Annotated in this window: 10 protein-coding genes and 2 pseudogenes; 8 read left to right on the top strand and 4 right to left on the bottom strand. The window is 44.2% G+C overall.

Features of this window, described 5'->3' with window-relative positions; genetic code table 11:
* Positions 1-50: 50 nt before the first annotated feature.
* The 5 genes and pseudogenes from BO26_RS14125 (at position 51) to BO26_RS14145 (ending at position 5,649) form a co-directional block, all read left to right on the top strand.
* Positions 51-893 carry a 23S rRNA (adenine(2030)-N(6))-methyltransferase RlmJ gene (locus BO26_RS14125; RefSeq protein ID WP_036772380.1) on the top strand — a complete coding sequence of 281 codons (843 nt, stop codon included), beginning with the start codon at positions 51-53 and terminating at the stop codon, positions 891-893.
* A gap of 111 nt (positions 894-1,004) precedes the next feature.
* Positions 1,005-2,357: a glutathione-disulfide reductase gene (gene gorA / locus BO26_RS14130; RefSeq protein WP_110882779.1), complete on the top strand. Its 1,353-nt coding sequence runs from the start codon at positions 1,005-1,007 to the stop codon at positions 2,355-2,357.
* A gap of 165 nt (positions 2,358-2,522) precedes the next feature.
* Complete coding sequence (locus tag BO26_RS14135) at positions 2,523-3,425, top strand: Rpn family recombination-promoting nuclease/putative transposase (protein WP_036772383.1); 903 nt, start codon at positions 2,523-2,525, stop codon at positions 3,423-3,425.
* A 167-nt stretch (positions 3,426-3,592) separates the two neighbouring features.
* Positions 3,593-3,883, top strand: a pseudogene (locus tag BO26_RS22775) (ISNCY family transposase); the annotation flags it as partial.
* 350 nt (positions 3,884-4,233) lie between these two features.
* The gene (locus tag BO26_RS14145; RefSeq protein ID WP_036772386.1) at positions 4,234-5,649 is read left to right on the top strand and encodes an amidohydrolase family protein; all 1,416 of its coding nucleotides are present in this window, start codon (positions 4,234-4,236) and stop codon (positions 5,647-5,649) included.
* 82 nt (positions 5,650-5,731) lie between these two features.
* On the opposite strand, the gene mobB is transcribed toward BO26_RS14145, so the two are convergent.
* Together mobB and mobA are read right to left on the bottom strand one after the other, a co-directional pair.
* Positions 5,732-6,253 (bottom strand): molybdopterin-guanine dinucleotide biosynthesis protein MobB, encoded by a 522-nt coding sequence (gene mobB / locus BO26_RS24145; RefSeq protein ID WP_236637464.1) that lies wholly within the window; start codon positions 6,251-6,253, stop codon positions 5,732-5,734.
* Between the two features lie 9 nt (positions 6,254-6,262).
* Positions 6,263-6,841: pseudogene (gene mobA, locus BO26_RS24150) on the bottom strand (molybdenum cofactor guanylyltransferase MobA); the annotation flags it as partial.
* Positions 6,842-7,235: 394 nt separating this feature from the next.
* Here mobA and BO26_RS14155 point away from each other — a divergent pair.
* The 3 genes from BO26_RS14155 (at position 7,236) to polA (ending at position 12,039) form a co-directional block, all read left to right on the top strand.
* The gene (locus tag BO26_RS14155; RefSeq protein ID WP_036772391.1) at positions 7,236-8,228 is read left to right on the top strand and encodes a serine/threonine protein kinase; all 993 of its coding nucleotides are present in this window, start codon (positions 7,236-7,238) and stop codon (positions 8,226-8,228) included.
* A 20-nt stretch (positions 8,229-8,248) separates the two neighbouring features.
* On the top strand, positions 8,249-8,872 hold the full coding sequence (gene dsbA / locus BO26_RS14160; RefSeq protein WP_036772397.1) for a thiol:disulfide interchange protein DsbA: 624 nt from the start codon (positions 8,249-8,251) through the stop codon (positions 8,870-8,872).
* 377 nt (positions 8,873-9,249) lie between these two features.
* The gene (polA, locus tag BO26_RS14165) at positions 9,250-12,039 is read left to right on the top strand and encodes a DNA polymerase I (RefSeq protein ID WP_036772392.1); all 2,790 of its coding nucleotides are present in this window, start codon (positions 9,250-9,252) and stop codon (positions 12,037-12,039) included.
* Between the two features lie 67 nt (positions 12,040-12,106).
* On the opposite strand, the gene BO26_RS14170 is transcribed toward polA, so the two are convergent.
* Complete coding sequence (locus tag BO26_RS14170; protein ID WP_036772394.1) at positions 12,107-13,420, bottom strand: RCC1 domain-containing protein; 1,314 nt, start codon at positions 13,418-13,420, stop codon at positions 12,107-12,109.
* Positions 13,421-13,867: 447 nt separating this feature from the next.
* Positions 13,868-14,171: ISAs1 family transposase (locus BO26_RS14175; RefSeq protein ID WP_036772395.1), on the bottom strand; the 304-nt coding region annotated here is incomplete at its 5' end.

Here is a 14,171-nt window from a genome sequence, read left to right on the forward strand (position 1 = left end):
TGACTCATCTGGCAAGCAATCTCTATCTCTACTCTGGGGTCTTAAACCTAATGCTAAGCTATCGTCATAGTTTTCATGCCGGTAATCATGCCGATGTACTGAAACACGCCGTACAAAGTTTGATCATTGAATCGCTTAAAGAAAAGGAAAAACCTTTTCTCTATCTAGATACTCATGCTGGCGCAGGCCGCTATCAACTCAGCAGTGGATATGCTGAACGTACTGGTGAGTATCTGGAAGGGATTGCTCGTGTCTGGCAGCGTGAAGATTTACCGCAGGAGTTGAAAGTTTATATGAGTGCAGTGGCAGCACTGAATCCGAGCGGCAATTTACGTTACTATCCGGGATCGCCTTTAATTGCCCGACATTTGTTACGGCAGAGTGATAAGCTTAGTCTGACTGAACTGCATCCGAGTGACTTTCCTTTATTACGTAATGAATTCTCCCGTGATAACCGCTCCAGGGTTGTGCGTGAAGATGGTTATCAGCAATTAAAATCACAATTGCCCCCACAGAGTCGCCGTGGATTTATTCTTATTGATCCACCTTATGAACTGAAATCTGATTATCAGACGGTTATACAGGCAATTCAGGAAGGCTATAAACGTTTTGCAACAGGTGTCTATGCGTTGTGGTACCCGGTAGTATTACGCCAGCAGATTAAACGATTGGTTAAAGATCTGGAAGCAACGGGTATTCGCCGTATTCTGCAAATTGAGCTGGCTGTCCGGCCTGATAGCGATCAACGGGGGATGACAGCCTCTGGTATGATAGTGATTAATCCCCCTTGGAAACTGGAACAACAGATGAAATCAGTATTGCCGTGGTTACATCAGGTTTTGGTGCCGGAAGGAATTGGCCACACTATGGTTAAATGGATTGTGCCAGAATAGCTTTTAACAATGGTAATGAGAGATAGAACCATCACAACTACTTGATATTTTTTGCCATAATAGGCTTTAGGGTATTAACCCTCTTAAACTGATTAGATGGAAACAATCCAGATGAGCAAACATTACGACTATATAGCGATTGGTGGCGGTAGCGGCGGTATAGCATCAATTAACCGTGCGGCTATGTACGGGCAAAAATGTGCCCTGATTGAAGCTAAGGCATTAGGTGGAACTTGTGTCAATGTGGGCTGTGTGCCGAAGAAAGTGATGTGGCATGCAGCACAAATTGCTGAGTCTATCCACCAGTACGGACCAGATTACGGCTTTGATACTACAGTTAACCGCTTTAACTGGAAGGCACTGATTGCCAGTCGTACTGCTTATATTGATCGTATCCACCAGTCTTATGAACGTGGTTTGGATAATAATAAAGTTGATGTGATCCAAGGTTTTGCCCGTTTTGTTGATGTACATACTGTCGAAGTAAACGGTGAAGAAATCACCGCAGATCATATTTTGATTGCGACAGGTGGCCGTCCGGTGCGTCCTGATGTGCCAGGGGCTGAATATGGTATTGATTCTGACGGTTTCTTTGAGCTGGAAGAGATGCCAAAACGGGTTGCGGTTGTTGGTGCCGGTTATATCGCGGTGGAAATTGCCGGCGTATTGCATTCACTTGGTAGTGAAACGCATTTGTTTGTACGTCAACATGCACCGTTGCGCTCTTTTGACCCGATGGTTGTTGAAACATTATTGGAAGTTATCAATACTGAAGGGCCTACTTTACATACTGAATCTGTACCAAAAGCGGTGATTAAAAATGTTGATGGTAGTCTGACTTTGCAACTGCAAAATGGTAAAGAGCAGACAGTTGATACCCTGATCTGGGCTATTGGCCGTGAACCAGCAACAGATAATTTGAATCTGCCTGTAACTGGTGTTGAATTGAATGGAAAAGGTTATATCAAGGTTGATAAATACCAAAACACCAATGTGAAAGGTATTTATGCTGTAGGTGACAATACTGGAGTGGTGGAATTAACGCCTGTTGCAGTGGCAGCTGGTCGCCGTCTGTCGGAACGCTTATTTAATAATAAGCCGGAAGAGTATTTGGATTACACGAACATTCCAACAGTTGTATTCAGTCATCCACCGGTTGGAACTGTGGGGTTAACTGAACCTCAGGCGAAAGAGCAGTTTGGTGAAGGTCAGGTGAAAACATATCAATCTTCTTTCACTGCGATGTATACCGCAGTCACTCAACATCGCCAACCATGCCGGATGAAACTAGTGTGTGTCGGGCCGGAAGAGAAGATTGTTGGCATTCACGGTATCGGTTTTGGGATGGATGAAATGTTGCAAGGTTTTGCTGTTGCATTGAAGATGGGGGCAACTAAGAAAGATTTTGATAACACTGTGGCAATTCATCCAACTGCGGCGGAAGAGTTTGTCACGATGCGGTGATGTTGCCGAAACTTACCTTTAATCCTTTTCTTCCCCTGGAAAATACTTCTAAAGACCGGGTCACCCGGTCTTTAGATTATCAATCTCTCTTAAGGATAAATAGTGGGGGCAGCTTTCTTGCTTAATATTTCTTCAATATAAAAGAAAATATGCTACTATTTACCGATGAAGAGAAAAAATACACCAACGCCACATGATGCTGTTTTTAAAAAATTTTTAAGTCATGTGGATACTGCCAGGGACTTTCTGGAGATACACTTGCCGGTAGGATTACGGGCAGTTTGTGATCTTGGTACACTCCGGTTGGAACCAGAGTCGTTTATTGAGGATGATCTACGTGCTCATTATTCCGATATCCTATATTCGCTGAAAACGGCGCAGGGTGACGGTTATGTGTACTGCGTGATCGAACACCAGAGTTCTCCAGACAAGATGATGGCATTCCGGCTGATGCGCTATAGTATTTCAGCAATGCAGCGGCATCTGGAACGGGGACATGAAAAATTACCATTGGTTATCCCGATATTATTCTATCATGGGAAAAAACGTCCGTATCCGTGGAGTACCAACTGGTTCGATTGCTTCAATGATCCGGTATTGGCAAAGGAAGTCTATTCCACAATGTTTCCCTTGGTGGATGTGACGGTGATCCCGGACGATGAAATCTTGACGCACAAACGGATTGCGTTGTTAGAGATGGTACAAAAGCATATCCGACAGCGTGATATGGCAGAGCGGTTGCAAGAGCTGGTTGTGCTGCTAGCGTATGACTACTATACCGATGAGCAGTTGAAAAGCGTGTTAAACTACTTGTTACAGGCGGGAGATACCGCCGACCCAGAGGGGTTTATCCGGCGACTGGCAGAACAGTCCCCGAAGTATGAGGAGGTGCTGATGACAATAGCGCAAAAACTGGAGCAAAAAGGACGTCAAGAAGGACGTCAAGAAGGGCGTCAAGAGGCGACTCTAAAAATCGCTCATGCATTGCTGGGCAGCGGAGTCGATCGTGAAACAGTGATGAAAACCACTGGCCTGAGCGAGAATGAGCTTGAGCAAATACGCCACTAATTTCGTGCTAGAGAGTCCCCATTGGTGTAGAGATGCATGCGTAAATGCATGCAATGCATAGAAATGGTACGTTATTTGGGTAAGTTCATGATCATAATTGTTCTGTCATTCGGCCCTTAAATAAAATTGAAGATTTGGTTGTTGTCACTATCGACACGGATAATCAGCTAAAAAGCGTATATAACTACCTATTATAGGTGGGAGATATCGCCTATCCAGAAGGTTTTATCCGGCGACTGGCATAGCCGTCCCCGGAGTATGAGGAGGTACTGATGACAATAGCACAGAAACTGGAGCAGAAAGGGTTCCGAGAAGGATTTCAAGAAGGACTCCTAGAAGGATGCCAAGAGGCGACTCTAAAAATCGCGCATACATTACTGAGTAGCGGAGTCGATCGTGAAACAGTGATGAAAACCACAGGACTGAATCAGGGCGAGCTTGAGCGAATACACTGTTAATTTGTGCTGTGAATTCTTAGCGGTTTAGGCATTAAGGATTCGAACAAATGCACAAGCGTATAGATTCAAGGGCGTATTGAGCCTACTAATGGTGAATGTCAGGAGGTTTACTAACTCCTGCCACAAACCCCATCCTCTTTAATTGATTTTCTGGAAAATCAGAATAAATGCTTCCTTAATCCATATGATTCATTAAGCTTTCCATAATTGCTACACAGCAATCTTGTGAGAGTAGGTTGTGATGTCGTTGGAAACTTATCTATATATGTTTTAAATTCTGGAAAATATCCTTTCGAGATTCACAATTGCCTGGCATTTTTTTAGGCAATTTTTTAAGTAAGGAATTGAATGTGGAAAAACTTCGATATCAAAGTCGCAGAGATTTTCTTGGTCAAACTGGCAAACTCACCACCGCTTGCGCAGTTATCTCCCTGACTGGAGGGATCGCTCAAGCGAGACCGTCAACTGTTTTATCTGGTACATCGCAGGTGCAGACTACCCTTCTTACTGATCGCCATTATTATTTGAGAGATGTGTTGCTGGAGGAGGGATTTGAGTATGACGGCGATACAGTAATTGGCACTCGCACCGCATTATATACATTAGAAATCAAAGATGGCCGGATAGCGGCTATTCATGCTGCTGGTATGTTGTTTAACATGAACCTGCCCTGCTATCAGGCGCAAGGGCAATTACTGTTGCCCGCCTTTCGCGATATGCATATCCATTTGGACAAGACTTTTTACGGTGGTCGATGGCAAGCACCGCGACCGCGCCAGGGGAAAACCATCATGGATATGATCGCCCTGGAGCAAACTTTGATTCCCAGGTTGCTAGCTACTTCGCAGCAGCGGGCAGAGGGACTCATTGCTCTGCTACAATCTCAGGGTAGTACAGTGGCTCGCAGCCATTGTAATATCGATCCAGTTAGTGGTCTAAAGAGTCTGGAACATTTGCAGTATGCGTTGGAGAATCATCGTGATGATTTCTCTTGTGAGATTGTTGCTTTCCCGCAGCACGGTTTATTGCACTCTAAAGTGGAAGGGTTAATGCGTGAGGCGATGCAAATGGGAGTGCAGTATGTTGGTGGGTTGGACCCGACTAACGTGGATGCAGCAATGGAAAAATCACTAGATACTATGTTCCAGATCGCGTTGGACAATAATGCTGGTGTGGACATTCATTTGCATGAGAGCAACCCAGCAGGTGTTGCTGCTATTAACTACATGATTGATATAGTGGAAAAAACGCCTAATTTGCGTGGCAAGGTGACAATTAGTCATGCCTTTGCTTTGACCACGTTGGATGCAGGTGCGTTGATGGAAACGGCTTCTCGCTTGGCAGAGCAGCAAATTACTATCGCTTCTACAGTGCCGATCGGCAGCTTGATGATGCCATTGCCGCAACTCAGAACCAAAGGGGTGTTTATCATGACAGGTACTGACAGTGTGATCGATCACTGGTCTCCATTCGGCACTGGTGACATGTTAGAAAAGGCTAATTTGTACGCGCAGTTGTACCGTGGTTCAGATGAATATCATCTTTCTCGTGCTATGGCGATTGCTACTGGTGGTGTGTTACCGCTTAATGATCAGGGCCAGCGTGTTTGGCCACAGGTGGGTGATGAGGCTGAATTTGTTCTGGTAGCCGCCAGTTGTTCTGCTGAAGCGGTGGCGCGTATACCTGCCCGTCAGGCAACGTTTCATCAAGGACGTCTGGTGGCAGGTATGGTGGTCAGGTTATCCAGAGAAGGTGAAATAAGCTGATAATTGTTCTGCAATGGTTATTCTTGGTCTTCTCCCTATGTTTCAGTGTGCTCTTATGTTCTGTACCGTAGGTGGAAACTATTTAATATTCGATATTCAGCCAATTCACAATAAAATCAGCGACTTGTTCAGGTTGATTAATATTTAGCTGTGGTAAGGCTGTCTCCAATTTTTCATCACTGGCAATAGCAATCACATGTTGATCAAGAAGATCGCTTAATGGTCGGTTAATAATACGACGGTATAGTGCGATCTTATTGATTGGTTCATCTTTGAAACCTTCCACTAAGATTAAATCCAGAAAATCTGAGTCAAAACGGTTGGCAAGATAGTTCAGATCCAAGGCTGATGAATCTGATGTCTCTGTCATTAATGCCCAACGTTGCTGGCTGGCGACCAAGGTTTGTTTTGCACCGGCTTTGCGCAGTTCATAGCTGTCTTTGCCCGGTTTATCTACATCCATATCATGGTGTGTGTGCTTTATCAGACCGACTCGGATTTGCCGTTGGCGCAATAACGGGATCACTTTCTTGAGAAGCGTCGTTTTTCCTGTGCCACTGTATGCTGTGATACCAAGTAGTGGAAGAGGTGGTTTTGTACTCATTTTTTTGATTTTTTGTATATGCTCCCAGTTTTGGCATTCTTCCGGAGTGTTCAGATTAGTAAAAGCGGTTGGATTATCAGCAAATTGAACGGCTATTGCGCCAATTTTATGCATAAATAGCATTAGCTTACGATCACCATCAGCCAGATAACTACTCAGTTGGGATATTAAACTGCGGTGTAATAAAGCCAAAGTGGGGTGAGTGCGATGACCATCATCTGCATAGGCTGCTAATGCCTGTTGCTTGCCTTGCCATAAGCGGGTGACTAAATCAGCCGGGAAATCCGGTACATCACAGGGAACAAATACCACCCAATCGTGACTGGCCGATTTCAGTGTTGCTAACATTCCCGCTAATGGCCCAGAGAAATCTGGTGTTGAATCAGTGATAACCTGATAACGGCTTTGGCGGTATATTTCCAGATTCCGGTTAGCACTGAGAATTAATTCGTCTACCTGTGGGTGCAGCTTATTTGCAATATGTTGATATAGAGGTAGCCCATTTAAAAGGGTTAGCCCTTTATCATTCCCGCCCATACGGGTCGCCCGACCACCTGTGAGGATTACACCGCTTATTTTTGGTTGCATAGTGTTTCTATCGATAACGCATTTGTTTCCATCAATATAACTTTTTTCGGGTTGGTGATCTGAGCTTAACTTAGCGTTTTTAAGGCAAGCATTATTGTATAACTTACTGATAAGAGAGTGACCTTTACGCTTATTGACAGAGCAATTCTTTCTCTGGGGAGTTATCCCTGCTAATTTGTATAGGTTTTTGTTGATAGGAAATTTGATATGTAATCTCATCAGCTTAGTGAAGTTTATGAGTTTTGACCGATGATGTTTTTTGATTTGTCACCTGAAAGTGCGTGGCTTAGAGGCAATGGCAGAAATTCCGGGGCTAAAAAAATAATGAAGTAGATTTTAAAACGGGCTATTGCATGCTCATGGTGCTATTACAGATTAATCAAGAGAGTAGAGTGTGTTAACAAATCAGGCGGCTTTTAATTTCCGGGAATTAACACCGGATTTGATTATGGATGCATTGATGCAGACTGGGTTATACATAGATTCCGGGCTGACAGAATTAAACAGTTATGAGAACCGTGTGTACCAGTTTATAGATGAAAATCGTAAACGTTATGTTGTGAAATTTTATCGGCCATTGCGCTGGGATCGGCAGCAGATTCAGGAAGAGCATGATTTCTCCTTGGCTTTGCAACAAGCTGATTTACCAGTTGCGGCACCTCTGGTATTTGATCAGCAAACTGTACTGACTTTTAAGGATTTCTTTTTTGCTGTTTTCCCAAGCATCGGTGGCCGCCAATATGAATCTGATAATCTCTTTCAGTTGGAAGATGCAGGACGTTTGCTGGGTAGAATCCATCAGATTGGCTATCAGCAAAAATTCACAACTCGTCCAACTATCGGGTTAAGTGAGTATCTGTATCAACCACGACAGTTTTTGGCTGAATGTGAATGGCTTCCTTCGGCCCACAAAGTACAATTTTTAGCTATATTGGATGATCTGATAAGTGTCGTGGAATCAAATTGGCGCGAGGAGTGGCAAATATTGAGGCTTCATGGTGACTGCCATCCGGGTAATATCCTGTGGCGTGACGAAGCCTGGTTTGTTGATCTTGATGATGCGCGTAACGGCCCGGCAATTCAGGATTTATGGATGTTACTTCATGGTTCCCGTCAGGAACAGCAATTACAGTTAGATATTCTGTTGGAAGCTTATAATGAATTTACGAATTTTGACCTGGAAGAGTTGTCGTTAATAGAACCACTGCGCGCTATGCGAATGGTCCATTATTTGGCATGGGTTGTTCGTCGCTGGCAGGACCCGGCTTTTCCAAAGGCATTTCCTTGGATGACGGACACAGATTTTTGGTTAAAACAGACGTCACTTTTTTCTGAACAGATTAAGCTGTTACAGGAGCCACCTTTGCAGCTTAGCCCAATGTATTAATGTTTATCATGGAGATAGTTATGAAAAAGTTTTGGTTAGTTTTAGTAGGAATGGTGATGGCATTTAGTGCCTCTGCTGCTAATTTCACTGAAGGGACTGAGTTTGTTGAACTAAAATCGCCGGTGCCAGATCAACCACAGGTGTTGGAGTTCTTTTCTTTCTATTGCCCTCATTGTTATCAATTTGAAGAGATTTTTAAAGTTCCTCAGACTGTGAAACAGAATTTGCCGGCAGGGACAAAACTTGTCCGTTATCACGTGGATTTTTTAGGGCCATTGGGTAAAGAATTGACGACAGCTTGGGCTGTTGCAATGGCAATAGGCGTTGAAGACAAAGTGACCCCGGTACTGTTTGAGGGGATTCAAAAAACTCAGACGATTAAAACCTCGAACGACATTCGTAATGCTTTTATCAAAGCAGGGGTAACTGCTGAAGATTATGATGCTGCTATGAGCAGTTTTGTTGTGAAATCTTTAGTTGTTAAGCAGCAAAAAGCCGCTCAAGATTTGCAACTGCGTGGTGTACCAGCAATGTTTGTTAACGGCAAATATATGGTGAGAAATAACGGTATTGATGCAACTTCTGATGATAATTACGCGAAATCATATTCGGATGTTGTTAACTTTTTGTTAAATCAAAAATAATGTTAACGACTGAAATAGAATAATATGGATATGTGCCAAAGTGAGAGACTTTGGCACAATGCAGGTTAGAAAGACTTTTTTATAAGACAAACTCTGGTTATATCCACAACTCTGTGATCTATAAGGTAATATGACAATTTAATGACTCAGGTTATAAGTCATTGATTTTTACACGCAGTTGATAAGTATTTTTTATCAACGATCAAGATTAAAATAAAACCTATAATATCTATACACAAAGTTATCCACAGAATTTATAGCAAAATGTGAATATCTGAATTTGCTCTCCGTAAAGAAAATTCACACAAAATTCGTTTCCTGCTTCTCACTGTGGCATCCTATTCCTTTATACCCGTAACAGTAAATGAAGAAGACTTATGGCTCAGATAGCAGACAATCCCCTGATTTTGGTTGATGGTTCCTCATACCTTTATCGCGCGTATCATGCTTTCCCTCCACTAACCAATAGTGCAGGCGAACCTACCGGAGCTATGTATGGCGTATTAAATATGCTGCGTAGTATGGTCATGGAATATAAGCCGAGTCATGTAGCGGTGGTATTCGACGCCAAAGGTAAAACTTTTCGTGATGAATTGTTTGCTGAGTATAAGTCCCATCGTCCTCCTATGCCGGATGATCTGCGTGCGCAGATAGAACCATTACATCAGATGGTCGAAGCTATGGGGCTACCATTGCTGGTGGTTCCGGGGGTGGAAGCTGATGACGTGATTGGGACTTTGGCGTTACAGGCGGAAAAAGAGGGTCGTGCAGTACTTATCAGCACGGGTGATAAGGATATGGCGCAATTGGTAACGCCGAATATCACACTGATCAATACAATGAATAACACCATTTTGGGACCAGAAGAAGTCGTTGAAAAATATGGTGTACCGCCAGAGTTGATTATCGATTTTCTCGCGCTGATGGGGGATTCTTCAGACAATATTCCTGGCGTACCTGGTGTAGGAGAGAAAACAGCACTGGGGTTATTGCAAGGGATTGGTGGTATGGATGATATCTTTGCCAATTTGGATAAAATTGCGGGGCTGAGTTTCCGAGGAGCAAAAATGCTGGCGAATAAGATAGAACCACATAAAGATGTGGCTTATCTTTCTTATAAATTGGCAACTATCAAAACTGACGTGGAGTTGGATAAAACCTGTGTTGCGCTATCAGTTGCAGAACCGGATACGGAGAAACTACACGAGTTGTTCTCACGTTATGAATTTAAACGTTGGTTGAGTGACGTGGCAAATGGCGATTGGTTGGTGGCTAAGGATAAAAAGCTAGCATCGACCGGCAATGATGACTCATCCTCGGTTAAAAGTGAATCTGTTTCATCAACGCTACCTTCTGATAATTATCAGACTATTCTTGATCAGAAAAGCTTTGACGAGTGGATTGAGAAGCTTAAAGGAGCGCCAGTTTTTGCTTTTGATACCGAAACTGACAGCCTTGATACTTTGACAGCTAATCTGGTGGGTATATCGTTTGCGATAACAGCCGGAGACTCGGCTTATTTGCCTCTGGGGCATGACTATCTGGGGGCACCAGAGCAGCTTGACAGAGGTGCTGTACTGGCAGCATTAAAGCCTTTGCTTGAAGATAGCAACCGGCTGAAAATCGGTCAAAATATTAAGTTTGATTGCGGTGTTTTGGCTCGCTATGGCATTGAACTGCAAGGTATTGCTTACGATACTATGCTGGAATCTTATGTGCTCGACAGCGTTGCAGGTACGGGGCGGCATGATATGGATAGTCTGGCTGAACGTCATCTGAATCATAAGACCACGACGTTTGAAGAAATTGCCGGTAAAGGTAAAAATCAGCTTACTTTTAATCAGATCCCGGTGGAACAGGCCGCAATGTATGCCGCAGAAGATGCAGATGTCACTTTGCAGCTGCATCAGGTTATGTGGCCACAATTGGAGAAAGTCCCGGCATTGGAAAAAGTGTTCCTGGAAACAGAAATGCCACTGGTAATGGTACTTTTCCGTATGGAACGTGCAGGAGTACTGATTGACTCAGATATTTTGGTTGAGCATTCAAAAGAGATCACAGTACGTTTGGATGAGTTGGAAAAAGAAGCACATGAATTGGCCGGTGAGGTTTTCAATTTGGCTTCGCCAAAACAGTTACAGACGATATTATTTGAAAAATTGAATCTGCCAGTCGTGAGGAAGACGCCAGGTGGTGCACCATCTACTAATGAAGAAGTACTGGAAGAGTTGGTGGATGCCCACGAGTTACCGAGAGTAATTTTAGAGCATCGTGGGTTGGCAAAACTAAAATCCACTTACACCGATAAATTGCCACAGATGGTCCATCCGTTGACCAAACGGGTTCATACTTCCTATCACCAGGCAGTAACAGCAACCGGGCGTCTCTCTTCACGTGATCCTAATTTGCAAAATATTCCTGTCCGTAATGAAGAGGGCCGCCGTATTCGTCAGGCGTTTGTGGCTTCTGAAGGTTATCGGATTATGGCCGCTGACTATTCTCAGATTGAGTTGCGGATTATGGCTCATTTGTCTCAGGATCAAGGGTTATTGAAGGCTTTTGCTGAAGGACAAGATATTCATCGGGCAACGGCGGCAGAAGTCTTTGATGTACCGCTGGAACAGGTAACCAGTGAGCAGCGCCGTAGTGCTAAAGCAATTAACTTTGGTTTGATCTACGGTATGAGTGCGTTTGGTCTTGCCCGTCAGTTAGGTATTCCACGTGGGGAAGCTCAGCGCTATATGGATCTTTATTTTGAGCGTTATCCGGGCGTATTGACGTATATGGAGCGTACCCGTGAACAAGCGGAAGAGCTGGGTTATGTTGAAACGCTAGATGGTCGTCGTCTTTATTTGCCCGATATCAAATCTCGCAATGGTGTGCGTCGTAAGGCAGCAGAGCGTGAAGCTATTAACGCGCCAATGCAGGGAACTGCGGCAGATATCATCAAAAAAGCAATGATTGAGGTGGATGATTGGATTATCAGAGAAGCGCCGAAAGTTCGTATGATTATGCAGGTTCATGATGAGTTGGTATTTGAGGTTCATGAATCAGAACTTGAAAATGCAGAACAGAAAATTCGTGAATTGATGGAGAAGAGCTTAGTGCTTGATGTTCCTTTGAAAGTAGATGTGGGTATCGGTGACAACTGGGATCAGGCGCATTAATATGCCGTCTTAATAAGCGATAGGCTGAACCGAGATATTTGGTTCAGCCTGTTTTAATTTCAACTAACTAATTGTATTCACCTCGTGGTTTATTCTCCCAGCCTCCCCAGGCTACTCTCCGGCCATCTGCCCGCCAGGCGGCGAATGTATTTCCGGTTCCAGTCAGGCTGACGATATCCCGCAATTGGGCAATTTCAGGTGGGACTGGGCTGCCTGTATAACCCTCCTTCCAGCCCCAGGCGACGACGCTGTGGTTTGCACGCAGTGCGGCGTATGAACTGCTTGTTGCACTTAGGCTGATGATGTCCTGTAATTGGGCAATTTCAGGTGGGACTTGGCCGGCACTATACGCATTACCCCAAGCGACGACACTGCGATTTGTTCTTAAGGCTGCGAACGCGCTTGCCGTTGGATGCAAGCTGACGATATCCTTTAATTTGGCAATTTCTGGCGGAACCTGGCCGCCATTAAGAGGAAATCCCCAGGCGACAACGCTACGATCTGACCTCAGGGCCGCATAAGTATCTCCTGTTGCACTTATACTGACAATATCCTGTAATTTAGCGATTTCTGGCGGAACTGTACCGCTACCACTTGCTTCTCCCCAGGCGACAACACTGCGGTTTGCCCGCAGGGCGGCGAATGAGAATCCTGTTGAACTCAAGCTGACGATGTCTTGTAATTGGGCAATTTCGGGTGGAAGTTTGCCGCCATTCAGATTGTATCCCCAGGAGACGACACTACGGTTTGCCCGTAAGGCAGAAAAGGCTGTAAATCCTCCGACTGTAATAGATAAGTCGACGATGTCACGTAGTTGAGCAATTGCAGGAGGGGGTGGTTCCCAGGGTTTTCCCCAAGATATAACGCTGCGATCAGCACGTAGAGCCAGAAAAGCATTAACTGTTGGAGCCAGACTGACAATGTCCTGCAATCCAGCAATTTCTGGCGGGAGTTGCCCTCCATAAAGAGGATCTCCCCAGACGACGACACTACGGTCTGCCCGAAGAGCTGCAAATGCGTAGGTTGTTGAGCTTAAGCTGACAATATCCCGTAATTCGGCAATATTGGGCGGAACATTGCCGCCAACGTTTGGATTCCCCCAGGCGACAACGCTGCCGTCCAGCCGTAAGGCGGCGAATGCGCCTCCTGTTGCACACAAGTTGACGATATCCTGTAGTTGGGCAATTTCCGGGGGAACCTGGCCGCCAAGGTTTGGCAATCCCCAGGCGATTACGTTGCTATTTTGCAGCAACATGGCAGCGGCGGCTTCATTAGCGACGACAGTGTTATCTTTATTGTTATAGATATTGTATTCATTATTCCCTTCTATGAGGTGGTTTCCGACATCCGTGTCCGCTGAGAAATCGTTATGCTGATTCATCGTATTTTCTCCTGGTAAGGTCGTATCGGATTTATTTTTCCCACATAGATGATTTTTACTTTCTAATAGAAATTTTTCACCACAAAAAAACTAATTTATGGTTATTTTGTGAATTTTATATTTTCATTAATTAATATTAATAGATAAATTTAAAAAGTGTAATAAAAGGTAAAAATTGAGTGACTGTTAGAAATGTGTTCTTGTCACAATTCTATTCCATTAACGGAGTGTTTTTTGTACATTATTCAGTTTCATTGACAACGGTGAAAAATGGCTTCAGCTGTGGGTGGAACGGGGCAAATTCCATTTTTTCATTAAGTAATATTACTCGTTAGATGTATATACCCAATAGATTTCAATATGTATCACGACGGCAAGGGAGCGAATCCCCAGGAGCATAGCTAACTCTGTGACTGGGGCAGGGTGGGATTCCACTTTGTATTTAATTTAATCAAAGATAAGTTGACTACGGAATTCCCCTGACCAAATGGCTCTTCGACGTTTAGCCGCCTGACTGTCTTTTATACTGGTATTCTGTTTAATCACATTTAATGCAATTCGGTTAAAAAGCGCCATTTGTGCAGCCCCATCAGGATCTTTGAGTGAGATAGCATCTTCTCGAAAAGTGACATCTAATACCCAATGCAGCTCGTTTTCTACCGACCAGTGCCTTCTTATTGCCTTAGCCACGATTTCCGCCTCCAACGGTAGCGAGCTGACATACCAGCGTGAATCACGATGGGGAGGCTGG

This window comes from Photorhabdus australis DSM 17609 (genome assembly GCF_000711895.1).
GTDB classification, from domain to species: Bacteria; Pseudomonadota; Gammaproteobacteria; order Enterobacterales; family Enterobacteriaceae; genus Photorhabdus; species Photorhabdus australis.